We start from the raw sequence: 25,203 nt of genomic DNA, 5'->3' as shown, positions 1-25,203 counted from the left end.
AGGGATCGGGACAAATAATTATACGATTGCCTTATGGCGCGGTCCAGTTCCGGGCCAGCTGATCAAGCAGACGGACGCCAAATCCCGAGGCACCTTTGGGCGTCAGCGGATCGCTCGACTTGTTCCAGTCAACACCAGCAATATCGAGATGCGCCCAGGGCAGGGATTTGTCGACAAAATAGCCGATGAAATGCGCCCCGGCGCTGGCGCCCGGTGCATCGGTGACGCCGGAATTTTTGACATCTGCAATGTCTGACCGGATCGCCTTGGCATAGGCCGGGTGAAGCGGCAGCCGCCATAGATGCTCGCCGCTGTCCTCGGCGGCTTTCATCAGGCGGTCGGCAATCGCATCCTCGCGGGCAAACAGGCCGGCATATTGATCCCCGACAGCGCGGCCAACCGATCCGGTCAAGGTCGCGATGTCGACCAGCGCGAACGGCTTGTAGCGGTCGGCGATATATTGCACGGCGTCCGCGAGCACCAAACGGCCCTCGGCATCGGTGCTCAGGATCTCGATGGTCTTACCGCCATAGGTGCGGACAACGTCACCCGGGCGCTGGGCATTGGCACCCGGCATATTCTCAGCCAGCGCGGCAACCGCCACGATATTGACCGGTGCCCGGCTTTTGGCGAGCGACAGGGTGGCCCCCATCACTGCGGCCGCGCCCGACATGTCGGCTTTCATCGCCCACATACCACTATTGCCCTTTAGCGATATGCCGCCCGTATCGAACGTAATACCCTTGCCGGCCAGGGCCAGCGGAGCGCCGCTACCGCCGGTATAGCGGACCACCATCATCCGCGATCCGCGTGGACTGCCTTGGCCAACGCCGACAATCGCGCCCATGTTCATTTTGCGCATCGCGGCTTCGTCGAGAATTTCGATCCGGATATTGGGCACGCCCTTAAAGGCTGCACTGACCCGATCCACGAAGCTTTCCGGATAGATCGTATTGGCGGGTTCACTCTGCAGATCGCGCACCAGTTTGACGCTGTCGGCAAGATGGCGGGTGCGGCTGTTCCACAGCGCCTCGCCAGCGGATGCCGCCGGTCCGGCAAAGGTCACACTCTGCGCGGCCGGGGCGGTCTCGACATCGGTCTGATAGCGGTCAAAGCGATATTGCCCGAGTTCCAGACCCAGCGCCGCATCAGCCATGGCCGCAGCATCGGGCAGTCCGACAACCGCCAGCGCCGCTTTTTCCGTCTTGAGCTTTTGTATCGCGCTGCCAGCGGCGGATTTCCAGTCGGGTCCGGCATCATCGGCCTTGGCGGCGCCGGCGAGCATGATGAAGGGGCGGCTGCCAATCCCGCGCAATTTCAGATTGCCTCCGGTCTTCCCCTTGAATTCGGCAGATTGAATTGCCGCTTCCACAGCGCTCCGTTCGGCGGCCGACAGGGCCGGGGTTTCGGGCAAGGTTGCACCCTGCATCACAATGATCAGACCGGCCTGTGCGGGGGCCTGTTCTGCAAAGGCGATGGGCCGTTCGTCGCTATTGGAAACCGTGCTGGCTGGAACGCCGGATCCGAGCACGGTCTGCGCCTGTATAGGGACGGCAAAGGTGAGCGCGGACAGGGCGGATAGCAGGGCGAGGCGAGAGATATTTGATTTCGGCATGAACGATCCTTTGTGGCTGTGGTGATCGGAGGGCTTCCCGGTTGACCAATGTCGCAACTTTGCGCAAGAGCGTCAAAAGGGCAAGGGCGATTGCCATAGAAAAAGGAAATGAAATGAAGGCGATCAAACGGGTTGGACTGGGATTGCTGGTTCTGGTTTTGCTGGTCGCCGTCGCGTTGGCGGTCTGGGAACCGATCAGTGTTTCCTCGGTCTCCCCACCCGCGCCGGGCCGGGAATATGAAGCGCGGATTGTCCGCGATGATTTTGGGGTTCCACATATTTTTGGCAAGACCGATGCCGATGTTGCTTATGGCGTCGCCTATGCGCATGCCGAGGATGATTTCGACACGTTGCAGGAAGTGACGGCGATGACCCGCGGCCGCTTGGCAACCCTGAACGGGGCGAGCGGCGCACCGATTGACTATGTCGCGGCGCTGCTCGATGTCAGCGGCACGGTGAAGCGGAAATATGATGATCTTCCGGCCGATGTGCGGGCGTTGCTGGATGGCTATGCAACCGGCTTGAACGCCTTTGCCGAAGAGCATCCCGATGAAGTGAAGCTCGCCAAGCTTTTTCCGGTCAATGGCCGGGATATTGCGGCTGGCTTTGCCCTGCGTTCGCCATTTTTCTTTGGCCTCAACGGCCCGATTCAGGCGCTGACCGAGAACAAGCCGCTGCGCCGCGAAGGCGGACCCAGCCTCGCGGTGCCAATCGAGTCCAAGACCGTCCACCCGCTGAGCGAAGACAAGGTGATCACGCCGACCGGACCGGATCCGGATGAAAACGGATCCAATGCCTATGCCATTGCGCCAGCGCAGACACCGGATAATCAGACCCGATTAATCTCCAACTCGCATCAGCCCTTGCGCGGCAATGTCGCCTGGTACGAACTGGTGGTGCACAGCGAAGAAGGTTGGGATTTTGCCGGCGCCAATTTCCCCGGCTCGCCGTTCCCGTTTCTGGGACACAACAAGAATTTGGGCTGGACCAATACCGTCAACCGGCCTGATCTGATGGATATCTACAAGCTCACCCTCAACGAGGATCGCAGCGCTTACCAATTTGATGGTGAATGGAAGCCGCTCGAAAAGAAGCGCATCTGGCTGAAGATCAAATATGGTCCGTTTGTGATTCCCTATCCGCAAATGGTCTACCGGTCGATCCACGGGCCGGTGATCCTCAACGACAGCGGCGCATATGCGATCCGCTATGCCGGCATGGATCAGCTTGATATGCTGACCCAATATTATCGCATCAACAAGGCCCAGAATTTTGACCAGTGGCAGGCGGCGATGGCCGGGCAGGGCGTGCCTGCGACTAATTTCATCTATGCCGATGCCGAGGGCAATATCGGGATGTTCTACAATGCGATGTTCCCGGACCGGGCGCCGGGCTTTGACTGGCGCACCGTGTTGCCGGGCGATACGTCCAAGGCGGTCTGGCAGAACACTTTGCCATTCACCCGCGTACCGGCGGTGATCAATCCGGAATCGGGCTATGTCATGAACGCCAATAATACGCCTTATGTTGCAGCAGGGCCTGGCGATGAATTGAATCCCGACAATTATTCCCCGCTGATGGGCATCGAGAATGACCAGACCAACCGCTCCCGCCGGTCGATCGTGCTGCTCGAACAGGCGCTCGCTTCGGGGGGAAGATTGGCGAACAGGAAATGCGGCGGATCAAATATGACACCGCCTATGAAAAAGCCGGCTATGCCAAGGACTGGCTGGACAGAATTGCGAAGCTCGAACTCGAGGCCGGCAGCGATCTGGCGAAAGCCCAGATATTGCTCGCCGACTGGGACTGGGATCTCGATGGCCAAGGGCCCGCTGACGCGCTGGCGCTGATGGTGTTGCGGCCAGCCAACAAGGCGCATTACCAGCGCGGCGAGGTGCCGGATGCGAAAGAGATTTTGCAGGAAACGGTCGATCATCTGAACACCCATTTCGATCGCATCGATCCGCCGATGCTGGAGGTGCTCAGACTGCGCCAGGGCGATGTTGATCTACCGATTGACGGCGGCAATGACACGATCCGCGCGTCGACGCTCTGGGACGTCGAGGAGGATGGCCGGCTTTCGGTCCGCCATGGCGACAGCTTCATCATGTTCATCGAATGGGACGCCGACGGTGATGTCCAGTCGCGCTCGATCCAGCCCTTTGGCGCCGCCACAACCCGCCCCGACAGCCCGCATTATACCGACCAGATGCAGCTTTTCGTCGACAAGAAACTGAAGCCGGTCTGGTTCGATCCGGCGGAGCTCGAAAAGCACAAAAGCCGCGATTATGTCGTTGGCACCGCGCAACGCTAGCGGGCGGTTTGCGCTGGCATTGATAATAGGATGCCGTTTGGCGGGGCTTTTCGTTTGGGCGCTAAAACCCGTCTGCGATCAGATTTGCCATAAGCCCTGTTGCACACCGCCCAGCGCAAAGATCGAGAAGCTTCCCAGTCCCGGAATGTCGGTCGGCGGGAGCATGACTTCCGCCCCGGCTGCCTCTGCCGCCGCCGTGGCCGCGGCAATATCCGCGGTCAGGAAATAGGGCCGGGCCACCGGCTCCTCGGCACCATGCATCGGCGCGCGGACGCCGATCCGGCCGCCATTTGCCAGCTCGGCAACCCGGGCGTTGCCGAGCCGTTCGTCGGGTGCCGCAAAAACGGTGCCGTTCTGACCCGCGTGAAGCGCACAAAAACGCTCCACATCCGGTGTGACGATTTCCAGATAATAGATTTGCATAACCATCCTCCGATTGTCCTGGACGCCTCTGGACTGGGCATCCGGCGTCCATCATATTGGCCCTCGGTGGTTTTGCAAATGCGCTGCCCGTTGGCTGCCAAAAAGCGGCGGTTAGGGAATTTCTGGAATTGTCGAAGTTGCCAACTGTCAAGAAACCCACCATAAAGTCCGAATGCAGGATCAGACGCTTATTAAAGAACTAAAATTCATATTAAATTCAGTCCTTGCACGTACTCACAAAAGTCGCGGCCGGATCTCAAAGGCAAGAACGCGTTTGGATGCCGCACTCACTTTAGAAGACGATCCACCACACTATCTCTTGGCTTTTGATGCCAACCTGATGGTTCAGGAAAGCCGCCATGACGAAGCCAAAGACCGATTCAGAGAATGCTTGGCTAGGTTGCCTGACATATTGGGGGCTGAAGAATCCTATGTGTCCCTCTACTGCAGATTGATGCTGGGCCCCTACGACGAAAACTGCCTCTACGAGGAACTTGAGGAACTGCATCAGAATGCAATTAGTCTGGGAGTTGGCGGGACGACGAAATATTTTTTGCCGATCGGTTCGAAATCGTCGCTCCTCGACCACTATGGATATCGGACGCCGTCGGAGAAGCCTTTCAATTGGCAGGCTGATCCAACCATATCTTCTCAGGTCCAATACAGTCCATCCTTCGCCCGACCAGCTGTCTCCCTAAAAAACCGCCAAAGTTAATGTCCGCTTTGGGGATAAGCCGCCATAACGCCAATGTCTGCTCTGGGCGCAAAAACGGACATTGAGAATATTATCTGTTAAGGCTTCGAACAGTCAATCCATCCGGCAGCCACGGGGAATTTTTCAACAATGATGTTCAAGCTGATCATCGCCAGCTCAGCACTTCCGGTGATTGCGAGCTGTGCAGCAACGAGGCCAACGCTGACTGAGGACGGCCATTCGGTTTTGACAACTGCACAATTGGATGATTTAATTGACAATCCCATCAAGTGGGATGGCAGAACTTTTCTAGTAAATATCTATCCTGTGGACCTTCAATATAGCCGGGGGTCATTCGAAGTTTGTTTCGATAAGGCGTGCCAGCTAGAAAAAGGTTTTGCTCCAACTTCAGTTTTATACGCAAAAGACGATCGATTCAAAGGCTATCGAGGTGATGTTTCTGAGACCGTCAAAGTAACTTTTGACGCGGGATGTTTTGACGATCGCCGGGTGTGTGTGGACCTGAGAAATTTCCATTTTTATGAAACGGAATGACAATTCAAACTACCACACTAACGTCCGCGTTGGGCGCAAAAGGCGCCATTGCGCAAGCGGCGGTAGTTGGCCAATTCGCGCCCAAATTTTAGACATCAAAAAATGATACCTTGACCATTTCTACTGGAAATTTGACCGCATTCATATGGGCCTTCATCGCTGAGAATCCGGAGGATGTCGCCGTCATCGAAAGAAAGTGTCAGCCGATATGGTTCGACTTCTAACGACCGGATTTTTTGTCCAATCAGGTGGTGCAAAAAGAGGGGCGAGAGACGGCTCTCATCCGTGTTGTGCTGTCGAACAATCCCTGTCTTGTCTATATGCTGAAGGCTACCCTCAACGATGATGTGAGCGGAGTCGAAATTCAATTGAATCTGCCATTGTGCGAAGCAGATTTGGTTAAGTTCGGATTCTACGAGGAATTGGAGCTTGGAAGCCTTTGGGAACGGATGCATGCAAGTTATATCAATAATAAGTTTGGTGCCGTCAATGTTTGCACCCCATCCGATAGTCACCGAAAAGAATTTCAGGCATCAACGCCCACTTCCACCCTATCGCCACCCAATCGCCCTAAACGTCGAGATTGGCCACATTCAGCGCATTGTCGACGATGAATTCCCGCCGTGGTTCGACCACTTCGCCCATTAATTTGGTGAAGATATCGTCGGTGACATCGGCTTGTTCGACCGTGACTTGCAGCAGCGAGCGGACTTCGGGGTCGAGGGTGGTTTCCCACAGCTGTTCCGCGTTCATCTCGCCCAGGCCTTTATAGCGCTGGAAGGACAGGCCCTTGCGCCCGGCGGCGAGGACGGAATCGAGCAGTTCGGACGGCCTGGTGATCAGCAAGCCATCGCTGCCGACGCTGTCATCTTCTTCGCTCGCGTCACCGGCGCTGTTTTTGACCAGGCGGCTGCCGCTGGCATAGGTGCTGCTTTGCTCGGCTGCGAGGCCGTGCAATTTGCGCGCTTCGGCGGATTCGAGGAATTTTGCCTCGATAATATGATGGTCGGTGACCCCGCGCCACAGCCGTTCGAACAGATAGCCGCCTTCTTCGGAAACGCTGCCGGACCAGCGGCCTTCTTCGTCGACCTTGTCCATCCACGCAGCGGTGGCCTCAACGGCGGCCTGGCGTTCCGGCCGGCCATGGCTGGGGTTGAGCGCGCCGGTCAGCGCCATGCCCTCGACAATCGTGCTGTCATAGCGCCGCGGCACATAGGCCATGAGCGAACGCATGCGCCTTGCATGGTCGATCAGGCTTCTGAGATCATCACCCGAGCGGGCGCCTTCGGCTGTCTGCAGGATCATGTTCTGCAAACCGGCGTCGACCAGATATTGGTCGAGCGCATTATCGTCTTTCAGATAGACCTCGCTCTTGCCTTTGCCGACTTTGTACAGCGGTGGCTGGGCAATATAGAGATGGCCGTTTTCGATAATCTCGGGCATTTGCCGGTAGAAGAAGGTCAGCAGCAGGGTGCGGATATGCGCGCCATCGACATCGGCGTCGGTCATGATGACGATCTTGTGATAGCGCAGCTTCTCAATATTGAAATCCTCGCGGCCAATGCCGGTGCCCATGGCCTGGATCAGCGTGCCGACTTCCTTGGAGGACAGCATCCGGTCAAAGCGCGCCCGCTCGACATTGAGGATCTTGCCCTTGAGCGGCAGGATCGCCTGATAATGCCGGTCGCGGCCCTGTTTGGCCGAGCCACCAGCGGAATCGCCCTCGACCAGGAACAGTTCGGACTTTGCCGGATCGCGTTCCTGACAGTCGGCCAGCTTGCCCGGCAGCGAGGCGATATCCATCGCGCCCTTGCGCCGGGTGAGTTCGCGCGCCTTTTTGGCGGCTTCGCGGGCGGCGGCTGCATCGATGACCTTCTGGACAACCATCATCGCATTTTGCGGATTTTCCTCAAGCCATTCGGCCAGCTTGTCGGCCATCAGGCTTTCCAGCGGCTGCCGGACTTCCGACGAGACCAGCTTGTCTTTGGTCTGGGAACTGAATTTCGGATCCGGCAGCTTGACCGAGACAATCGCGGTCAGGCCTTCGCGCATGTCATCGCCGGTCAGCTTGACCTTTTCCTTTTTCAGCGCGCCGGAACTTTCGGCATAATTGTTCAGCGTCCGCGTCAGGGCCGAACGGAAAGCGGCGAGATGGGTGCCGCCATCGCGCTGGGGAATATTGTTGGTGAAGCACAGGACATTTTCATAATAGCTGTCATTCCATTCCAGCGCGACATCGATGGTGACATCGTCGCGGGTGCCGTGAATGGCGATGGGCTCCGGAACAAGAGCGGTCTTGTTGCGATCAAGATATTGCACAAAAGCGGCAATGCCGCCTTCGTAAAACAGGTCGATTTCCTTGGTTTCCTCACCGCGCGCATCGCGCAACAGGATATGAACGCCGCTGTTGAGGAAGGCCAGTTCGCGATAGCGATGCTCGAGCTTCTCAAAGTCAAATTCGGTAATCTTGAAGGTTTCAGGTGACGGGAAGAAGGTGACCCTTGTGCCCTTCTTCAAGCCGGTTTCATTGTCCGCTGGCGGGGCATCGCCAATAATCTCCAGCGACCGCACCGCGTCGCCGAATTCGAAACGCATATTATGCTCTTTGCCTTCGCGCCAGATATTGAGTTCCAGCCATTCGGACAGTGCGTTCACGACCGAGACACCGACACCGTGGAGGCCGCCGGACACCTTGTAGGCATTGTCATCGGAGGTGTTCTCGAACTTGCCGCCAGCGTGCAGCTGGGTCATGATGACTTCGGCTGCCGACACGCCTTCTTCCTTGTGCATGCCCACCGGGATCCCGCGGCCATTATCTTCCACGGAAACACTGCCATCGGCGTTCAGCGTGATCAGGATCAGGTCACAATGGCCAGCCAACGCCTCATCAATCGCATTGTCGGAGACTTCAAACACCATATGGTGCAATCCGGACCCGTCGTCGGTATCACCAATATACATGCCGGGCCGCTTGCGAACCGCATCCAGACCCTTCAGGACCTTGATCGAATCCGCGCCATAGGCGTTCTGATTGGAGGTGTCGGCGGCTTGTTCGGGAGCCGCCGCAGCGGCGTCAGTATCTTTGTTTTCACTCATCTTCATCTTTTAGCTGTTCATGGCCGGAAATCCAAGGGAATTATCCGAATTAACGATATTAAAAACATTGAAAAACAGTGACTTAATTTGTTTTTGCCAAAACCGGCCAATGGGTCCCTTTCGGCCTGTTCACGGGCTGGTTAAACCGTTGCCCGAGAAGGAGAAAAGCAATGAACAACCCTGCAGATATGGTGCCTTTTGCCAAGACAATGGGCATCGTGATCACCGCGATGACCAAGGAAAAGGTCACCGGTGAAATGCTGGTCCGGCCCGAATTTTGTACCGCAGGTAACGGGCGGGGCTCGCCCTCGATCCACGGCGGGGCGGTGATGACGCTGGCGGATGTGCTGGGCGCATTTGGCGGATTCGCGAATTTGCCCGAAGGATCAAGCGGTACGACCACGTCCGAGAGCAAGACCAATTTTCTCAGCGCCGCGCCGGAAGGCAGCACGGTTTATGGTGAGGCGGTGCCGTTGAAGGTCGGCCGGCGGCAATCGGTCTGGCAAACCCGGCTCAGCCTGGAGGACGGCAGCTTGGTGGCGGTGGTCACGCAGACCCAGATCGTGTTGTGAATCGGCAAGGTGATTAGAATCTTTCCAAAGCCGCTGCTTTTGGTCTAGGCTTGTCTCATGATGAAAAGATTGATCCTTCCCGTCTGTCTCGGCCTGATGGTGGGCGCCTGTTCCGAAACCACCCAGGTCAGCGATGATCTGGCCGAAAGTCAGGGCGATGCCGGCAACCCGACCGGCCGGACCGAGCGGGTTGGCTCCAATCCCGGCGAACGGGCGGTGAGAATCGGCGAAGGAGGACCGCGTTTTGATGCGTGCCAGGCGGTCGGCCGGGTGACCGGATTGCGCGGCGCTGAACTGGATGTCCGGATCGCGCCGTTTGACAGCGCCAAGTCGAAAGACAAACTGTCCGAAGCCAAGCTGGTCTATATCTGCACCCGCAGCCATGACCAGCAATGGCTGGGTATTGTCTATGCGAAGGCTGCTGCGCCGACGGCGGATAGCGAAGCGGCTGCCGATGCTGGGACCAGCGCCGGGACCAGCGCCGGAGACTGCGGCGTCACCTCGCCGGTGCGCTCCAAGCGCAATTATGACGGGCCGTGCGAAAGCGGCTGGGTCGAAAGCACGTTCGTCAAACTGGTGGCAGGCTGAACACCGCTTTTAGCCGGGATGCAAGTTGCGGGGTCTGAATGACGGAGTTGCTGTTCCTACCCTTGTTCCTTTTGTTTGCTGCTGGGGCACAGTCTGGCGCGCAATCTGAAACAGTGTCAGAGCGGCAATCGCCCCCTTCATCATCGGAATTTGTGGAACCAGGGGTTCCGATCAAGGATTGTGAAGATTGTCCGCCGATGGTCAGGATTCCATCGCTTCCTGGCCAATATGTTGCGCTCTTTGCCGCGCAGCACGAACTGACCTGGAAAGAATATCTGTCCGCTATACGCGAGGCTTCCTGTCCCTTGCCGCAGGCGCCGCACAATGTCGTTTATAGCGCAGCCGCGGTCGACCAATATGCCGATGACTATCCGGTCAACTATATCGCGCCGGATGCTTTTCAATGCTATTTGGATTGGATCAGCGAAAAAACCGGGCATCGCTATCGTTTGCCAAGTTCCGCGGAATGGAATCATCTCGCTCGAGCGGGTTCGGCGACCCGATATCCCTGGGGAGATGATCTGGGGCAGGGTCATGCGGCCATTAATTTCCACTATGATTTCAAAAGCCTGCAAACGCACAGCCGCTATGATCTGCGCTTCAGAAGCGGTCAGAATATTGGTCTGGTGCCGGTGGAATCGTTCAAGCCCAACGCATGGGGGCTCTATGATGTGATCGGCAATGTCGCCGAATATGTGGATGAGACCAAAGCGGCACCTGAAACCTGTCTGGCGAAATTCGGTCAGGGTGGGTGCCAGCTTATCGCCGTGCGCGGCGGAGGGGTCGGAAGCATTGGCTATCGAATCACCGGCGATCAGCCTGCACAGATTGTCGGCGAGGACCAAGACTGGATGGATCGCATTCTGTGGACCTATGCCCGGCTGGGAGAAGCGGTTGCGCAACCGCATGGATACCGGCTTGTGCGAAATTGATAGGGCCGCGCGGCCAACTGGTTGTTGCATTTCACCCCAATTTCCCGGAACATATCTGGTATGACAATCAATCCTATCACCTATCTCGAACAGCCCTTTGGTCATCTCGCGGATCTGATCCAGGCCCATGCGGAAAACCAGCCCGACCGGATCGCGCTGGACGATGGGGAAGAGCGGTTGAGCTGGGCCGAAACCGCCGCGCTGGTCAACCAAATTGCTAAGCAATTACAAGAGGATGGGCTTGAAAAAGGACAAGCGGTGTCGATTCTCGGAACGACCACCATCCGCTACGCCCTGGTCTATCTCGGGACCATCGTCGCTGGCGGTTGCGCGGCCCCTTTGACCACTTCGGCAACACCCAAACAGCTCGCCAACATGATGGCCGACAGCGGCGCGATGCATCTGTTCGTCGACCGCGCAAAGCGCGCTGAATTGCGGGACAGCGGCCTTGATCTGCCGCCGTTGCAAACCATCATGATGGATGAAGCCGAGGGAGATGCTCCGCAGATGTTCGACTGGATGGCCCCCGAAGGCGCGACGCCCGAAGACCCTCAGGTTGGTCCGGGAGATCCGTATAATATCATCTATTCCAGCGGCACCACCGGCACCCCGAAAGGCATCGTCCATTCGCGCCAGATGCGCTGGTATCAGATGGCGGTGGGCGAAAATTCGGGCTACGGGAAGCCGGGACAGGTCTCCCTATTCTCGACACCGCTTTATTCGAATACGACCCTCGGCATATTTGTCGCGACCATGGCTTATGGCGGGACCGCGGTCCTGATGCGCAAATTTGATTGCCAGCGCTGGCTCGAGCTCGCTCAAACCCATCGCGCGACCCATACCATGCTGGTGCCGGTCCAATATCAACGGCTGATGGATTTCGATGGGTTTGATGATTATGACCTGTCAGCCTTCACCCATAAATATTGCACAAGCGCGCCGTTTTCGGCGGAACTCAAGGCCGAGGTGCTGGATCGCATGCCGGGCGGTCTGATTGAAATTTATTCAATGACCGAAGGGGGCGTGGTCTGCATCTTGCTGGCTCATGCCCATCCCGACAAGCTGCATACGGTCGGCGTGGCGTGGGGGGATAGCGAAGTGATTACTGTCGACGAAGACCTCAACAAACTGCCAGCGGGGGAAATGGGTGAGCTCATTGGCCGTTCGCAAACGATGATGAGCGGTTATCAGAACCAGCCCGAAAAAACCGAGGAAGCCAGCTGGTATGACGAAGACGGCAATCGCTGGCAGCGCATGGGAGATATCGGAAAGGTTGATGACGATGGCTTCATCACCCTGATGGGACGGTCCAAGGACATGATTATTTCCGGCGGATTCAATATCTATCCGCGTGATCTGGAAGAAGCATTGCTGGCGCAACCGGGCGTGGCCGATGCTGCTGTGATCGGTGTCGAATCCAGACAGTGGGGCGAGACACCGTTTGGCTTTGTCGTCCCGGAACCCGGCGAAACACTGGATCTCGAAGCGCTTCGGGAAACGACCAATGCAGAGCTGGGCAAGACCCAGCGTTTGTCTGCGCTGCAGCTGATCGATGAATTGCCACGCAGCCATATTGGCAAGATATTGAAGCGGGAATTGCGCGACCTGGTTTCAGCGGCCGCTTAGAGCAGCACTTATTCTGGACCGGGGGATGCTTCGCCCAAAAAAAGGGGCAACGTTTCCGCTGCCCCCGATTGAAATATTGGTGATTTGCTTAGGCGTAAACCAGGCCATCCTGGCCAGGCTTCGCATTCAGGCTCTTGCGCCGACGAGCGAACCACAGTCCACCCAGGCCGAGACCGAGCAGGCCGAGCATGCCGGGCTCAGGTACTTCAGTTGGCGGCGTGTAGCTCTTTATCTTGGTGATATAGTCACCGGCAACGACGGGGTTGCCCCAGTAAGACCAGAGATTTACGCGGCCGTTATTTTGAAACAGCAGCTTTTGGGTATGGGACGGGTTGTCGTTATAAGCCCGGCCGCGAACGGTGCGGGTGCCGTCCAGGGTCGACAGAACGAAGGTCAGTCCCTTGGGCTTTTCGCCGCCCTGGAAAGATTTGAAGCCATTGCTGGTGAACGTGGTGTCGATATTGCGCCCCTTGAGCGAACCCGAACCATTGCTGCTATCAATGGTTAAAACATCCCCGTTGGTCTGGTTGTAGGTGAACAACGCTGCCGAAGCAGGATTGCTCAGCGTGATGGCTGCGGTCGCTGCGGCTACAAACAATGCCGGTTTCTGCCAAATAGTCTTCATTATATGCTCCCAGGTCCCCCGGACCCTGTTGTTGTTTTTGCAAATGCTCTGACGAGAATTTGTCATGTAAGACTAATCAGCAATTGCCGTGCCATTTCCTAAAAATGCTTAATAAACAGCATATTACTGGTTAACCCTATTTCCTAAATCTGGCTTTTGTCAAAGCATCCGACAGTTTTTGAGCGATATGGCTAAGGCGATCGTCCATTTTCATGCTCTAGCAGCCCGGCGTTAACGATAAGCTTATCACCAATATGATCAGGGTCGCGAGGCAAGAATTGCAGCGGGCGACGTCGGTTATGGCGGGAATCCATTAACCGCTCCTCAAACCTTTTGGCGTAGCGCCATGACATGCAAAATTTATCACGATCCTTAAGACAGACGGCTCTGCTGACCGGCGCGGTATTCACCCTGAGCCTGGCAGGCTGCTCTGGTGGTTCGACCGACCCGCTCGCCGCGGCAAATGCGGCCTATGAGCGGCACGAATATTCTGCTGCACGCATCCATATCCTGTCAGCATTGCAAGAGGATTCCTCGAATATCCAGGCGAATCTGACATTCGGAAAGATATTGCTGGCGGTGGGCGACGGTGAGGGGGCCAGCGCGGCTTTCAGGAAAGTCATGATCGACCCGGCGTACAAGAAACAGGCGCTGCCGCTTTACGCGCATGCCCTGTTGCTGACCGGCGCTTCGGACAAGGCGCTCGAAACCATCGGCTCGCCGGAAAATCCATCGCTCAGCGCTGAGGAAGCGGCCAAATATTATTGGGTGAAAGCCTGTGCCTTGCTTGACCTGGGGCGTGTTGAAGAAGCGCTATCCTTGATCGATGACGGTTTGACCAGAACCCCGAAAAATGTCGATTTGCTGGTGTTGAAAGCCAAAACGCTCATTCCACTGGGCGAAGTCCGGGTCGCCAAGGGTCTGGCCGCGCAGGCGTTGCAGGCCGGACCGGATGATCTTGAAGCGCTCCAGCTTTCGGGCCGGCTGGCGATGATGGACCAGGATCTGGAGACGGCCAAAACGCGGTTTGCAAAAGCGGCCCGGCTTTATCCGGACAGTATAATCCCTTTGTTTTCCCTCGCCGCGATTCACTCTGATCTCGGTGAAGAGAAAAAGTCGCGGGACTATTTTGGCCGGATTTTGAAGAAGGTCCCGCAGCATCCCCTGGCCCTGTTCATGCTGGCAAAGCTGGAATATGACAAAGGCAAAATATCCGAAGCGCATGAAATGCTGCAGGTAGCCGGCGAGGGCGTTGCTGATGTCCCGCAGGCGATCTTGCTCAGCGGTCAGATCGCACATGCACGCGGCAATCACGAAATCGCAATCGCACGGTTGCAAAGATATCTTGGCCTGTTTCCCGATGATGTTGCAGGTATAACGGCTTTGGGTCGGGCATTGCTCGCAGCGGGCAATGGCGCTCAGGCTTATACATTGGTCAAGCCTGCTGCGATGCGGGCCACGGCATCGTCCGAATTGCTGAAATTGGCTGCCACGCTTGCGGAACAGCAGAAAGACCCTGCCGCCCGCGCCTTTGCCACTCGCGCGAAGCAAGCGGGATCGGGCAGCATTGATCAGCAGATGAAAAAGGCAGAGCGCGCCATGGCCGCTGGAGATTGGCCGCAGGCCTCGGCGATTTATGCCAGCTTGCGCGATGCGGGTAACCAGGACAATCCGGTCGTTCTGAACAACAGCGCGTTGGTGGCGTTGCAAATGGAGCAACCGGCAGAAGCCGAAAAGCTGGCGCGGGCCGCCTATGCACTGGCACCGGAGGATGCCTTTATCATGGATACGCTTGGCTGGATCTTGCTTCAGCGCGGCAACGACAAGGCACAGGCGCTGACATTGATCCGAAAGGCTGCGGAGCTTGCCCCGAACAATACGGAGATTCTGGGGCATCTGGCTAGCGCTTATGCCGCAAATGGGGATAGTGCGGCGGCCGAACAAATCACCATCCGCCTCAAGGGCATCAAAGCTCCGGGATAGGAGATTTTTGGTGCGCGTGCGTGCTGCCCGGTGAATAAGCGATCCAAATCGCCAATATACGCATTCAATATATAGACTCTTCCGCCCGGCACCATTAAGCGCTTCGTCATGTCTATAGCTCATGAAGAAACCATTCTGATCGTCGATTTCGGCTCTCAGGTCACGCAGCTTATTGCCCGCCGGGTGCGGGAAGCCGGCGTTTATTCCGAAATTGCGCCGTTCAATAGCGCCGAAGAAGCGTTTGCGCGGATGAAGCCGAAGGGGATTATCCTGTCGGGCAGCCCGGCGAGCGTGACCGAAGAGGGAAGCCCGCGCATTCCGCAGGCGTTTCTCGATGCCGGGATCCCGGTTCTGGGAATTTGTTACGGCCAGCAGGTCATGACAACCCAATTGGGCGGGCAGGTTGAAGGTGGCGACAGCGGTGAATTCGGCCGGGCCTTTATCGAGATTTCTGAAAATTGTGTCCTGTTTGATGGTTTGTGGCAGGTCGGCGAAAAGCATCAGGTATGGATGAGCCACGGCGACAAGGTCACCGAATTTGCACCGGGCTTTCGGATTGTTGCAACCACCGAAGGCGCACCCTTTGCGATTATCGCCGATGATGAGAAGCGCTTTTACGGCATGCAGTTCCATCCCGAAGTGGTGCACACACCGGATGGCGGACGGCTGATTGCCAATTTCGTGCGGCATGTCTGCGGCTGTGCGGGCGACTGGACGATGGCGGAATTCAAGGAAGCCAAGATCAAGGAAATCCGAGAGCAGGTCGGTGATGGCAAGGTGATTTGCGGCCTTAGTGGCGGCGTCGACAGCGCGGTTGCAGCGGTGCTGATCCACGAAGCGATTGGCGAACAACTGACCTGCGTGTTTGTCGATCACGGCCTGATGCGCATGGGGGAAGCGGATCAAGTCGTGAGCCTGTTCAAGGGGCATTATAATATTCCGCTTGTGCATCTCGATGTCGAGACGCTGTTCATGAACGGCCTCAAAGGCGAGACGGATCCCGAGAAGAAGCGCAAGTTTATTGGCAAGACCTTCATTGATGTCTTTGAGATCGAAGCCAAAAAAGTTGGCGGTGCTGATTTCCTTGCACAGGGCACGCTCTATCCCGATGTGATCGAAAGCGTCAGCTTTACCGGTGGCCCCAGTGTCACGATCAAGTCGCATCACAATGTGGGCGGCCTGCCGGAGCGCATGAATATGCAGCTGGTTGAACCGTTGCGCGAATTGTTCAAGGACGAAGTCCGCGCATTGGGTCGGGAACTGGGACTGCCGGAAATTTTTGTCGGTCGCCATCCGTTCCCCGGCCCGGGCCTGGCCATCCGTATTCCCGGTGAAGTGACCAAAGAGCGGTGCGATATCCTGCGCAAAGCCGACGCGATCTATCTCGAGGAAATCCGCAACGCCGGTCTCTATGACGCGATCTGGCAGGCTTTTGCCGTCTTACTCCCGGTCAAGACGGTTGGTGTGATGGGCGACGGTCGTACCTATGACAATGTCTGCGGTCTCCGTGCAGTGACCAGCACCGACGGAATGACCGCCGATGTCTATCCGTTCGATGCCAGCTTCCTGACTCGTGTTTCCACACGGATTGTCAATGAAGTGAAGGGGATTAACCGGGTGGTCTACGACTATACGTCCAAGCCTCCGGGGACCATTGAGTGGGAATAACCTGTTGGTCAAGATTCTACTATAGTCAAAGCCGTTCCGGATGACTTGTTGAAATCGTTACAATGACCTTTACACGTGTCATCGTGGTACAAAAAACATTGGACCATTGATGTCCGCCACCAACAGTGCAAGAACATAGTGATTGATATTAAACCAAAATATTATCGCGACCATATAGGTTAGCCCTATGCTGGCTGGAATATGGCTAGCGTATCAATCGTTCTGAACAAGGATCCAAAATCGTGCAGTATCGTTCAGAGATTGACGGGTTGCGCGCGTTAGCGGTTCTTCCGGTCATCCTGTTCCATGCGGGATTTGAGCTGTTTAGCGGCGGGTATGTCGGCGTTGACATATTCTTTGTGATCAGCGGCTATCTGATCACTTCGATCATCATCGAAGACATCGAGAAAAATCGCTTTAGTTTGATCCATTTTTATGAGCGGCGGGCTCGACGGATCTTGCCAGCGTTGTTTCTGGTCCTGCTGACCTGTTTGCCGTTCGCATGGATATGGATGATTCCAGGTCAGCTCGAAAACTTTTCCGAGAGTCTCGTCTCTGTCGGTTTGTTCTCCTCCAATATCCTGTTTTGGTTGCAAACTGGCTATTTTGATGTGGCGGCAGAGGAAAAGCCATTGCTTCACACTTGGAGTTTGGCGGTGGAAGAGCAATATTATTTGATCTTTCCGGTGTTGATGATTCTCACGTGGCGCTTTGGCAAGAATCGCGTTTTTTGGATGATTGCCGTTTTTGCTGCTCTCAGCCTTGCTTTGAGTGAATGGAGTTGGCGGCAGGATGATTCGACCGCTTCGGCGAATTTCTTTCTCGCACCAACACGTGCATGGGAATTATTGGCCGGATCAATCGCAGCTTTTTTGGTTCGGAAGCGGGGTGTGCAATCAAATAACTTTCTGTCGTTGCTCGGATTGACGGCGATTTTCGTTGCGATTTTTGCATATGACCAGACTACGCCATTTCCAAGCGCCTACGCATTGGTCCCAGTCCTCGGTGTGTTTCTGCTGATTCTATACTCCGGCAAAGGAACGTTCACCGAAAAGCTACTGAGTACCAGAGTTCTGGTGGCGATAGGGTTGATTAGCTACAGCGCTTATTTGTGGCATCAACCGCTCTTTGCATTTGCCAGAATCCGGACGCAAGCGGCACCCGAACCCGCTCTGATGCTGGCGCTCGCGTTCGTAGCCTTGATATTGGCGGCAATGAGTTGGAAATGGGTGGAACAGCCTTTTCGTAAACGTTTTTCGCGACGCACGATATTTTCCGTTTCTGCCGCTGGATTGGCATTTTTCATCGGCATCGGTCTGATCGGTAACTACCTTGAAGGCGCGGCTAATCCCTATTTTACAACCCCGAAAAATGTCCGATGGGAATCGCTGGAAGACAAGATCAAGAACATCGGCGATGTCTGTGAGCAAGAACCGATTTTGGTTGAAGAACCTTGGTTAACAGGTTGTGCAATTGGAGCTGCAAGCGGAGAAAAGCGGGTGGTTCTATTGGGAGACTCCCATAGTCAGGCGATTGGCTATTCGCTCGATCGTGACCTGAAAGATCGCAATATCGAGGGACAATGGCTACAAATTGATGGTTGTGAACCCATTCCCTTCTTTCGACCTAGTCGCAATCGCACCATTGGCGATTGTGACAAACGGTTTGATCGTTTGCTCAGCTATATCGCAAGTTTAAATGCAGATGTTATCGTACTGAACCGCTGGACATATCGACTATATCCAGTCACCGGACTTGATCTGGACATGCCTTATAGGAACAGCGAGGGGTATGATGAGGCAGGGAATTTTCGCGAGTTTGATGTCGTGAAAAACGGTGGCTACTACCGTGATCCTGCGTCGAAGGCCGAGGCTCTAGAGCGCTATATTGGTCAATTGTCCGCAGCGTCCAGTCGGTTGTTTCTCGTCTATCCCGTGCCTGAGACGGGCATAGATATTTTTAGGCTCAATTGGGATCACTGGAACCGGGAAGGCACAGTTTTACAAGACATCTCAACCCCTTATTCCGACTATGAAAATCGCCATGTCTTTGTAACCGGTGTTTTTGACCGGTTGTCACAGCCCAACATCATTCCCGTGAGAACCGATTCACTGTTCTGCAATAGGGAATTTCCGGGTCGATGCACGATGCAATATCGCGGTGTTCCGTTCTATGTCGACGATGATCATCTGGGAACGCATGGCGCAGATCGTCTAGTGAACCAAATCGCAAGGCTCGCCAATTGGAGGCGGCCGGTTCGCCCAGGAAAATGAGCGTTTTAGATATCTAAAGGGGGGTGACCATGGGCGATCGCTGCTCTAGATTATACTAAGTCACAGAACAAAGGAAATCCACATTCCATGAAAGCCATTCAACTGCACGCTCCCGCATCGCTGGACAATCTCAAGCTCGTCGACTTGCCCGATCCGGCGGCGCCTGGCCCCGGTGAAATCGCCGTGCGGTTGCAGGCCTCTTCGCTGAACTATCACGACTATGCCGTGGTCAAGGGCATGTTGCCCACCGCCGAGAACCGGATCCCGATGTCCGATGGTGCGGGTGAAGTCACCGCTGTGGGCGAAGGGGTGACGGCCTTCAAGGTGGGGGACGCGGTGGTGTCGACCTTCTTCCCCGACTGGATCGATGGCACGCCGCCCGAAGGCGGGTTTCAGCGCGTGCCAGGAGACGGTATTGATGGCTATGCTGTCGAACAGGCGGTTGGGCCAGCGACGGCCTGGACGCGTGCGCCGAGAGGATATTCCGCCGCTGAATCAGCGACTTTGACTTGCGCGGGCCTCACCGCCTGGCGCGCCTTGTTCGTTGATGGGACCGTGAAACCAGGCGATACGGTGCTGGTGCAGGGTACGGGCGGGGTATCGATTTTCGCGCTGCAATTCGCCAAAGCCGCGGGCGCCACGGTTATCGCGACATCATCATCCGATGAAAAGTTGAGCCGCCTCAAGGGCATGGGTGCGGATCATGTGATCAACTACAAAGAGGTTGAAGCCTGGGGACCGAAAGTGCTCGAACTGACGGGTGGGCAGGGTGTCGATTGCGTCGTTGAAATTGGTGGACCGGGAACGCTCGATCAATCGATGATGGCGACACGGATCGGCGGGCATATCGCGCTGATCGGTGTGCTTACGGGATTTGCCGGTCCGGTGCAGACCGCCATGCTGATGGCCAAGAACCTGCGCGTCCAGGGTCTGACCGTTGGCAGCCGCGCCCAGCAACAGGACATGATTGCGGCCATTGAAGCCAATGGCATCAAACCGGTGATCGACAGGCATTTTCCGCTTGCCGACTTGGCCGACGCGTTCCGGCATCAGGAATCCGGCGCACATTTTGGCAAGATTGTCGTGGACATCTGACCCGCGATGCGGTGCGCAACATCCCAGGATTGCGCGGCGACCATCGCCTTGTGGGAGGCGTGCGGACTGACCCGTCCGTGGAATGATGCCGCTGCCGATTTCCACCGTGCGGTCAACGCCGACATGTCCGACATTTTATGCGTGGAGCAGGACGGCGCGATGATCGCGACCATCATGGTCGGTTATGACGGGCATCGCGGTTGGGTCTACTATCTCGGCGTTGCACCCCGAAGCCGGAAAAAGGGTCTCGGCAGGATATTGATGGATGCCGCGGAGGCTTGGCTGACTGACCGCGAGGCGCCAAAGATCCAGTTGATGGTGCGCGACGACAATCACCAGGCGATCGGCTTTTACAAGGCTATCGGATATGATCTGCAGCCGGTGGTTACTATCGGCCGGCGCCTTTGACCTTGTAGCGGGGGCGGTTAGGCTCCTCGGACGAACCGGTGATCTGACGCGGCCGCTGAAATTTCTCCAATCCTTTAAGACGAACGCGGCCGTAATTGCTTCCTGCCGCAGTTGGTGTTGCGGCAATTGCCTCTTGCGCCCGCGCCAATTCTGACTAAGTCCAATCGGGAAACGCTTTGTCGGCAATGATCGGCATGATGCGGAAGAAACAGGATGGAATTTGCGATGACAACCGAAACGAAAATGTACGGCATATCCAATTGTGACACAATCAAGAAGGCCCGCAACTGGATGGAGAAAAACGGCATCAACTATGTGTTTCATGACTATAAAAAGTCCGGAATAACCAAGGATATGCTGGAATTGTGGGTGATGCAGGTTGGTTGGGAGCCGCTGCTCAACAAGCGCGGTACGACCTTCAAGAAGCTCCCCGATATGATGAAAGAGAATATCGACGAGAATAGCGCGATCATGTTGATGATGGAGAATCCCAGCATGATCAAACGGCCGGTTCTCGAGCATGGCGACGCGATTGTCGTCGGGTTCAAGGCATCGGATTACGAAGCGGCCGGTCTGGAAGCACGCAACAGCTGATGCCAACCATCATGTCCCATGCGGCAGTGCCCCTGGCGGGGGCTCTCATGCTGGGGCGCGATCGCATATCAACGCCGGTGCTTGTCACTGGTATTGCGTTTGCGATGCTGCCGGATGCGGACGTCGTCGGCTTTCGCTTTGGTATCGACTATGGCGCCGAATGGGGCCATCGCGGCGCCAGCCATTCTTTATTCTTCGCTGCTCTGGCGGCGCTTTTTGCCACCGCTTTGTTGCGACCCGATCGCTACCTGATTGCCGGGCTGTTTCTGTTTGTCGCGATGGCTTCGCATGGCCTGCTGGACACTCTGACCAATGGCGGGCTGGGCGCCGCTCTGCTGTGGCCGTGGGACAGTGCGCGCTATTTCGCTCCGTCCACGCCGATCGCGGTTTCGCCCATCGGGATCGCCAATTTTCTCTCCGAGCGTGGCTTAAAAGTGTTACAATCCGAGGCTATATGGATCTGGGCGCCGCTGGCTTTCACGGTTCTGTTGATTGGCGGTAGTCGCAAATTATTGGAAAAATAGGAGATCGATATGGTCAAGGCGCGTTGGAATGGCGAGATTATCGCAGAGAGTGACGACACGGTCATCGTCGAAGGCAATCACTATTTTCCGCGGGCAGCGGTCAAAAGCGAGCTTCTGAGCGACAGCGCCACCACTAGCTATTGCCCCTGGAAAGGCACCTCTTCCTATCATTCGATCACGGTTGGTGGGGAAACCAACGCTGATGCGGCCTGGTATTATCCCGATCCAAAAGACGCGGCGAGCGAAATCAAAGACCGGATTGCGTTCTGGAAGGGTGTCGAGGTTTCCGACTGATGGTGCTTCGCACGCTGGCGTTGCGCTTGCTGGGTTTGGCAACACTGGTGCTCGTCGCTAGCGGATGCAGCGGCGAAACGGATATAAAATCAACAGAGGAACGCGTCATGACTCTCCATGGGCAACCGCCTATCATCATCGCGCATCGCGGGGCTAGCGGCGAGCGGCCCGAACACACGCTGGCCGCCTATGCGTTAGCGATTGAGCAGGGGGCGGACTTTATTGAACCCGATCTCGTGCTGACCAAAGATGGCGTGCTGGTCGCGCGGCACGAAAATGAAATCGGGGGCACCACCGATGTGGACGACAAGCCCGAATTTGCGGACCGGAAGACGACAAAGACGATCGATGGTCAGGACTATACCGGCTGGTTTACCGAAGATTTCACGCTCGCGGAACTCAAAACACTGCGCGCGAAAGAGCGGTTGCCGGAGCTGCGCGCAACCAATAGCCGTTATGACGGCGACTTTGAAATTCCGACGCTGGAAGAAATTTTGCAGCTATTGCAAGCCTATCAACAGGAAACGGGCAAGCGGATTGGTGTCTATCCGGAAACCAAACATCCGTCCTATTTTGCCGACATCGATCTGCCGCATGCCAAACCGCTGCTTGAGATGCTGGGCCGCTATGGATATGCAGACGTGGATGACCCCGTTTTTATCCAGTCGTTCGAGGTTGGCAATCTCAAGCAGCTCGCCAACCAGACCACGATACGGCTAGTCCAATTGGTCGCCAGCGAAGGCGGCCCGCCAGACGATCCCGCAATCAGCTACGCCGAGATGACAACGGCAGAAGGTCTCACAGCAATTGCGGTTTATGCCGATGGACTGGGACCATCGAAAGATATGGTTATTGGCCGCGACGCGTTGCGGCAACTGGCCGCTCCGACAGGGCTGGTCGCAGCGGCCCATGCAGCCGGGCTGGAAGTGCACCCCTGGACATTCCGACGCGAAAACTACTTCTTGCCAACCGACATGGTGAGCGGTTGGAAGCCATCCGACGCCGGGAATATCGAGGCAGAAATCCGCGCTTATCTTGCGGCGGGTGTGGATGGCCTGTTCTCGGACAATCCGCGCGAAGCGGTCGCGGCGGTTGCTCAGGCAGCGGCTGAATAATAGCGCCGGACGGTGATGGCATAGATCAGGATCGCGCCGGCCATCAGGGCGGTGCCCGCCAGAAATGGGGCGCCGGGAAAATAGACACCCTGCTTGTCCGCATAAGCTGCAAAAATTCCGGCCATCACCACCGGGCCGAAGATCGACGTGAGGCTGATCATGCTGGCCACCGCGCCTTGCAATTCTCCCTGGGCATCTTCGTCGATCCGCGCGCTCATCATCTGCTGCATCGCGGGAAAGGCGAAGCCGCTCAGCGCGCCGATGATAACCCCGACATAGACCATCCACGGATGCGGGGCGAAGGCAAAGCAGAGATAGGCTGGAATGCCGAACAGCAAGCCGAAAAAGGCCGTGCGGCGTTCGCCAAAGCGCGCAATGGCGGGACCGGTCAGTCCCCCTTGAACGATGGCGATCAGCAGACCGTAAATGGCAACGCTCATGCCGATTTGAAACGTGCTCCAGTCAAACCGCTCGATCAGCCAATAGGCCCACACCGCGATCTGCGCCTGGGCGGCTAGCTGGAGGACAAAAATGGCCGACAAAAAGCCGATCACCAAGGGGGTCTTCGACATTTGCATGATGCTGCCCAGCGGATTGGCGCGGGTGATGGCAAAGGCGCGACGCTTCTCGGGCGGCAAAGTTTCCTTGAGAACCACCAGGCCAACCGCAGTGCCCAGAAACGCCAGAACCGCGGCTGCCACAAAGGGGAGGCGATCGCCATATTCGCCAAGCAGGCCGCCTAGGCCTGGACCAACAACAAATCCGAACGCACCGGCGCCGCCCAGGATGCCGAAGAACCGGCCCCGGTCCTCGCGGCTAGCAACGTCGGCTACGCAACTGTTGGCGGCGGCCCAGCTGGCGCCCATGATTCCGGCGATTACACGGCCGATGAACAGCCAGATCAGATCCGGTGCCCAGGCCATGATCGCATAATCGAGGCCGAGCAGGAACAGGGTGGTCAGCAACACGGGCCGCCGGCCAAAGCGATCGCTCAATCCGCCGATAAACGGCGCGAACAGGAATTGCATGGTCGCATAAGCAAAGAGCAACCAGCCCCCGATTTCTGCCGCCCGGTCGAGCGAAGCGCCGCTCAATCCCTGAACCAGCGAAGGCATGACAGGCAGGATCAGGCCGATCCCCATCATGTCGATAAACACAATGAACGCGACAAATAGTAATATGGACGGCGGTTTGCGGGCCGTTGTCATATTGAAATCCATTAGCTTGGAGATGGAAATGTCGTGATCAGTTGGGTGCGAAGCGTACATGCCGCGTTTTTCCGGCAAAGGCAATGCTGGCCTTATTCTTCGCAGGCAGTTATTAGGCCGTTATGTCTACAACTTATACTCTCGACACGTCCACGAGCCGTGCCAATCCGACGCCGCAGCCGATGAAACGGCTCTCGGCTCCCAAAATCCAGCGCCGCAAACAGGATGGGGTGACAGCCGATCCGGTTGTCATGCTGACCGCCTATACCGCGCGGACTGCCCAGCTGCTGGACGCCCATTGCGATATGTTGCTGGTTGGCGATTCGCTCGCACAGGTCATTTATGGTTTGCCCTCGACGATTCCCGTGACCCTCGACATGATGTGCAATCACGGCGCCGCGGTGGTGCGGGGCAGCTATCACAGTGTGGTCGTGGTCGATATGCCGTTCGGCTCCTATGAAGCGTCGCCCCAGCAAGCCTATGAAAGTGCCGCTCGGATATTGAAGGATACCGGAGCAGCAGCCGTGAAGCTCGAAGGCGGAGAGGTGATGGCGGAGACCGTGCGTTTCCTGGTCGATCGGGGTATCCCGGTTGTGGGCCATGTCGGTCTGACGCCGCAGGCGATTAATGTTCTCGGTGGCTATGCCGCGCGCGGTCGTAGCGATGCCGAAGCTAAAAAAATTGTCGGTGATGCGGTTGCGCTGGATCAGGCCGGCGCCTTTGCCATTGTGCTCGAAGGCGTGCTGGAACCGATTGCGATCGAGGCCACCAAAGCGGTCAGCGCGATCACCATTGGCATTGGCGCATCGGCACAATGCGACGGACAGGTGCTGGTAACCGAGGACATGCTTGGCATGTTCGAGCGTACCGCGCGTTTCGTAAAGCGCTATCACAATATTTCGGAAAATATCGAACGGGCGGCCCAGGACTATGCCGAAGAGGTTCGCAGCCGCAGTTTTCCCGGACCGGAACAACTTTACCAACCCAAAAAATAGCAAATT

22 protein-coding genes and 1 pseudogene are annotated in these 25,203 nt (G+C 56.5%); 18 read left to right on the top strand and 5 right to left on the bottom strand.

Annotation, left to right across the window (positions count from 1 at the left end; all coding sequences use genetic code 11):
- Window positions 1-31: 31 nt before the first annotated feature.
- On the bottom strand, window positions 32-1,615 hold the full coding sequence (locus tag ACZ1GS_RS12420; RefSeq protein ID WP_472695497.1) for a leucyl aminopeptidase: 1,584 nt from the start codon (window positions 1,613-1,615) through the stop codon (window positions 32-34).
- A gap of 113 nt (window positions 1,616-1,728) precedes the next feature.
- Here ACZ1GS_RS12420 and ACZ1GS_RS12415 point away from each other — a divergent pair.
- Together ACZ1GS_RS12415 and ACZ1GS_RS12410 are read left to right on the top strand one after the other, a co-directional pair.
- Window positions 1,729-3,195: pseudogene (locus ACZ1GS_RS12415) on the top strand (penicillin acylase family protein); the annotation flags it as partial.
- A 92-nt stretch (window positions 3,196-3,287) separates the two neighbouring features.
- The gene (locus ACZ1GS_RS12410) at window positions 3,288-3,929 is read left to right on the top strand and encodes a penicillin acylase family protein (protein ID WP_472695496.1); all 642 of its coding nucleotides are present in this window, start codon (window positions 3,288-3,290) and stop codon (window positions 3,927-3,929) included.
- A gap of 78 nt (window positions 3,930-4,007) precedes the next feature.
- Here ACZ1GS_RS12410 and ACZ1GS_RS12405 read toward each other — a convergent pair whose 3' ends face one another.
- Window positions 4,008-4,352, bottom strand: a complete 345-nt coding sequence (locus ACZ1GS_RS12405; protein WP_472695495.1) for a hypothetical protein — start codon at window positions 4,350-4,352, stop codon at window positions 4,008-4,010.
- Between the two features lie 274 nt (window positions 4,353-4,626).
- Between ACZ1GS_RS12405 and ACZ1GS_RS12400 the strand changes: the two genes are divergently transcribed.
- Both ACZ1GS_RS12400 and ACZ1GS_RS12395 read left to right on the top strand, forming a co-directional pair.
- Complete coding sequence (locus ACZ1GS_RS12400) at window positions 4,627-5,067, top strand: hypothetical protein (protein ID WP_472695494.1); 441 nt, start codon at window positions 4,627-4,629, stop codon at window positions 5,065-5,067.
- A gap of 129 nt (window positions 5,068-5,196) precedes the next feature.
- A complete protein-coding gene (locus ACZ1GS_RS12395; protein WP_472695493.1) occupies window positions 5,197-5,601 on the top strand; it encodes a hypothetical protein in 405 nt (134 codons plus the stop codon).
- 570 nt (window positions 5,602-6,171) lie between these two features.
- On the opposite strand, the gene gyrB is transcribed toward ACZ1GS_RS12395, so the two are convergent.
- Complete coding sequence (gyrB, locus tag ACZ1GS_RS12390) at window positions 6,172-8,697, bottom strand: DNA topoisomerase (ATP-hydrolyzing) subunit B (RefSeq protein WP_472695492.1); 2,526 nt, start codon at window positions 8,695-8,697, stop codon at window positions 6,172-6,174.
- A 170-nt stretch (window positions 8,698-8,867) separates the two neighbouring features.
- On the opposite strand from gyrB, the gene ACZ1GS_RS12385 reads away from it, so the two are divergent.
- The 4 genes from ACZ1GS_RS12385 (at window position 8,868) to ACZ1GS_RS12370 (ending at window position 12,415) form a co-directional block, all read left to right on the top strand.
- Complete coding sequence (locus ACZ1GS_RS12385; RefSeq protein ID WP_472695491.1) at window positions 8,868-9,269, top strand: PaaI family thioesterase; 402 nt, start codon at window positions 8,868-8,870, stop codon at window positions 9,267-9,269.
- 57 nt (window positions 9,270-9,326) lie between these two features.
- Window positions 9,327-9,857: a hypothetical protein gene (locus ACZ1GS_RS12380; RefSeq protein ID WP_472695490.1), complete on the top strand. Its 531-nt coding sequence runs from the start codon at window positions 9,327-9,329 to the stop codon at window positions 9,855-9,857.
- Between the two features lie 197 nt (window positions 9,858-10,054).
- Window positions 10,055-10,789, top strand: coding sequence for a formylglycine-generating enzyme family protein (locus tag ACZ1GS_RS12375; RefSeq protein WP_472695489.1), 735 nt, complete (start codon window positions 10,055-10,057; stop codon window positions 10,787-10,789).
- 60 nt (window positions 10,790-10,849) lie between these two features.
- Window positions 10,850-12,415, top strand: a complete 1,566-nt coding sequence (locus tag ACZ1GS_RS12370; RefSeq protein ID WP_472695488.1) for a class I adenylate-forming enzyme family protein — start codon at window positions 10,850-10,852, stop codon at window positions 12,413-12,415.
- A gap of 88 nt (window positions 12,416-12,503) precedes the next feature.
- Here ACZ1GS_RS12370 and ACZ1GS_RS12365 read toward each other — a convergent pair whose 3' ends face one another.
- Window positions 12,504-13,040, bottom strand: a complete 537-nt coding sequence (locus tag ACZ1GS_RS12365; protein WP_472695487.1) for a PEP-CTERM sorting domain-containing protein — start codon at window positions 13,038-13,040, stop codon at window positions 12,504-12,506.
- Between the two features lie 351 nt (window positions 13,041-13,391).
- Between ACZ1GS_RS12365 and ACZ1GS_RS12360 the strand changes: the two genes are divergently transcribed.
- The 9 genes from ACZ1GS_RS12360 to ACZ1GS_RS12320 all read left to right on the top strand — a co-directional run bounded on the left by ACZ1GS_RS12360 (window position 13,392) and on the right by ACZ1GS_RS12320 (window position 22,994).
- Window positions 13,392-15,023 carry a tetratricopeptide repeat protein gene (locus tag ACZ1GS_RS12360; RefSeq protein WP_472695486.1) on the top strand — a complete coding sequence of 544 codons (1,632 nt, stop codon included), beginning with the start codon at window positions 13,392-13,394 and terminating at the stop codon, window positions 15,021-15,023.
- Window positions 15,024-15,131: 108 nt separating this feature from the next.
- Complete coding sequence (guaA, locus tag ACZ1GS_RS12355; protein ID WP_472695485.1) at window positions 15,132-16,691, top strand: glutamine-hydrolyzing GMP synthase; 1,560 nt, start codon at window positions 15,132-15,134, stop codon at window positions 16,689-16,691.
- Window positions 16,692-16,933: 242 nt separating this feature from the next.
- On the top strand, window positions 16,934-18,964 hold the full coding sequence (locus tag ACZ1GS_RS12350) for an acyltransferase family protein (protein ID WP_472695484.1): 2,031 nt from the start codon (window positions 16,934-16,936) through the stop codon (window positions 18,962-18,964).
- 87 nt (window positions 18,965-19,051) lie between these two features.
- On the top strand, window positions 19,052-20,059 hold the full coding sequence (locus tag ACZ1GS_RS12345) for a zinc-dependent alcohol dehydrogenase family protein (protein ID WP_472695483.1): 1,008 nt from the start codon (window positions 19,052-19,054) through the stop codon (window positions 20,057-20,059).
- A 6-nt stretch (window positions 20,060-20,065) separates the two neighbouring features.
- Window positions 20,066-20,467 carry a GNAT family acetyltransferase gene (locus tag ACZ1GS_RS12340; RefSeq protein WP_472695482.1) on the top strand — a complete coding sequence of 134 codons (402 nt, stop codon included), beginning with the start codon at window positions 20,066-20,068 and terminating at the stop codon, window positions 20,465-20,467.
- 225 nt (window positions 20,468-20,692) lie between these two features.
- Window positions 20,693-21,061, top strand: a complete 369-nt coding sequence (locus ACZ1GS_RS12335; protein WP_472695481.1) for an ArsC family reductase — start codon at window positions 20,693-20,695, stop codon at window positions 21,059-21,061.
- Between the two features lie 11 nt (window positions 21,062-21,072).
- Window positions 21,073-21,585, top strand: a complete 513-nt coding sequence (locus tag ACZ1GS_RS12330; protein ID WP_472695480.1) for a metal-dependent hydrolase — start codon at window positions 21,073-21,075, stop codon at window positions 21,583-21,585.
- Between the two features lie 9 nt (window positions 21,586-21,594).
- A complete protein-coding gene (locus ACZ1GS_RS12325; RefSeq protein WP_472695479.1) occupies window positions 21,595-21,879 on the top strand; it encodes a DUF427 domain-containing protein in 285 nt (94 codons plus the stop codon).
- 107 nt (window positions 21,880-21,986) lie between these two features.
- Complete coding sequence (locus ACZ1GS_RS12320; protein ID WP_472698131.1) at window positions 21,987-22,994, top strand: glycerophosphodiester phosphodiesterase; 1,008 nt, start codon at window positions 21,987-21,989, stop codon at window positions 22,992-22,994.
- Here ACZ1GS_RS12320 and ACZ1GS_RS12315 read toward each other — a convergent pair.
- Window positions 22,976-24,202 carry a TCR/Tet family MFS transporter gene (locus ACZ1GS_RS12315; protein WP_472695478.1) on the bottom strand — a complete coding sequence of 409 codons (1,227 nt, stop codon included), beginning with the start codon at window positions 24,200-24,202 and terminating at the stop codon, window positions 22,976-22,978. The genes ACZ1GS_RS12320 and ACZ1GS_RS12315 overlap by 19 nt on opposite strands.
- Before the next feature lie 122 nt (window positions 24,203-24,324).
- On the opposite strand from ACZ1GS_RS12315, the gene panB reads away from it, so the two are divergent.
- Complete coding sequence (gene panB, locus ACZ1GS_RS12310; protein WP_472695477.1) at window positions 24,325-25,197, top strand: 3-methyl-2-oxobutanoate hydroxymethyltransferase; 873 nt, start codon at window positions 24,325-24,327, stop codon at window positions 25,195-25,197.
- Window positions 25,198-25,203 lie beyond the last annotated feature (6 nt).

Source organism: Parasphingorhabdus sp. W113 (genome assembly GCF_055693205.1).
This window is presented reverse-complemented; position numbering and strand designations above follow the sequence as displayed.

Bases quoted from the DNA above. Each gene is read 5' to 3' on its own strand.
- ACZ1GS_RS12375 (WP_472695489.1), top strand. From the start codon at position 10,055: ATGGTCAGGATTCCATCGCTTCCTGGCCAATATGTTGCGCTCTTTGCC.
- ACZ1GS_RS12405 (WP_472695495.1), bottom strand. From the start codon at position 4,352: ATGCAAATCTATTATCTGGAAATCGTCACACCGGATGTGGAGCGTTTT.
- ACZ1GS_RS12420 (WP_472695497.1), bottom strand. From the start codon at position 1,615: ATGCCGAAATCAAATATCTCTCGCCTCGCCCTGCTATCCGCCCTGTCC.
- gyrB (WP_472695492.1), bottom strand. From the start codon at position 8,697: ATGAGTGAAAACAAAGATACTGACGCCGCTGCGGCGGCTCCCGAACAA.
- ACZ1GS_RS12380 (WP_472695490.1), top strand. From the start codon at position 9,327: ATGATGAAAAGATTGATCCTTCCCGTCTGTCTCGGCCTGATGGTGGGC.
- ACZ1GS_RS12335 (WP_472695481.1), top strand. From the start codon at position 20,693: ATGACAACCGAAACGAAAATGTACGGCATATCCAATTGTGACACAATC.
- guaA (WP_472695485.1), top strand. From the start codon at position 15,132: ATGTCTATAGCTCATGAAGAAACCATTCTGATCGTCGATTTCGGCTCT.
- ACZ1GS_RS12330 (WP_472695480.1), top strand. From the start codon at position 21,073: ATGTCCCATGCGGCAGTGCCCCTGGCGGGGGCTCTCATGCTGGGGCGC.
- ACZ1GS_RS12365 (WP_472695487.1), bottom strand. From the start codon at position 13,040: ATGAAGACTATTTGGCAGAAACCGGCATTGTTTGTAGCCGCAGCGACC.
- ACZ1GS_RS12410 (WP_472695496.1), top strand. From the start codon at position 3,288: ATGCGGCGGATCAAATATGACACCGCCTATGAAAAAGCCGGCTATGCC.
- ACZ1GS_RS12340 (WP_472695482.1), top strand. From the start codon at position 20,066: ATGCGGTGCGCAACATCCCAGGATTGCGCGGCGACCATCGCCTTGTGG.
- ACZ1GS_RS12395 (WP_472695493.1), top strand. From the start codon at position 5,197: ATGATGTTCAAGCTGATCATCGCCAGCTCAGCACTTCCGGTGATTGCG.
- panB (WP_472695477.1), top strand. From the start codon at position 24,325: ATGTCTACAACTTATACTCTCGACACGTCCACGAGCCGTGCCAATCCG.
- ACZ1GS_RS12325 (WP_472695479.1), top strand. From the start codon at position 21,595: ATGGTCAAGGCGCGTTGGAATGGCGAGATTATCGCAGAGAGTGACGAC.
- ACZ1GS_RS12320 (WP_472698131.1), top strand. From the start codon at position 21,987: ATGACTCTCCATGGGCAACCGCCTATCATCATCGCGCATCGCGGGGCT.
- ACZ1GS_RS12315 (WP_472695478.1), bottom strand. From the start codon at position 24,202: ATGACAACGGCCCGCAAACCGCCGTCCATATTACTATTTGTCGCGTTC.
- ACZ1GS_RS12370 (WP_472695488.1), top strand. From the start codon at position 10,850: ATGACAATCAATCCTATCACCTATCTCGAACAGCCCTTTGGTCATCTC.
- ACZ1GS_RS12345 (WP_472695483.1), top strand. From the start codon at position 19,052: ATGAAAGCCATTCAACTGCACGCTCCCGCATCGCTGGACAATCTCAAG.
- ACZ1GS_RS12360 (WP_472695486.1), top strand. From the start codon at position 13,392: ATGCAAAATTTATCACGATCCTTAAGACAGACGGCTCTGCTGACCGGC.
- ACZ1GS_RS12385 (WP_472695491.1), top strand. From the start codon at position 8,868: ATGAACAACCCTGCAGATATGGTGCCTTTTGCCAAGACAATGGGCATC.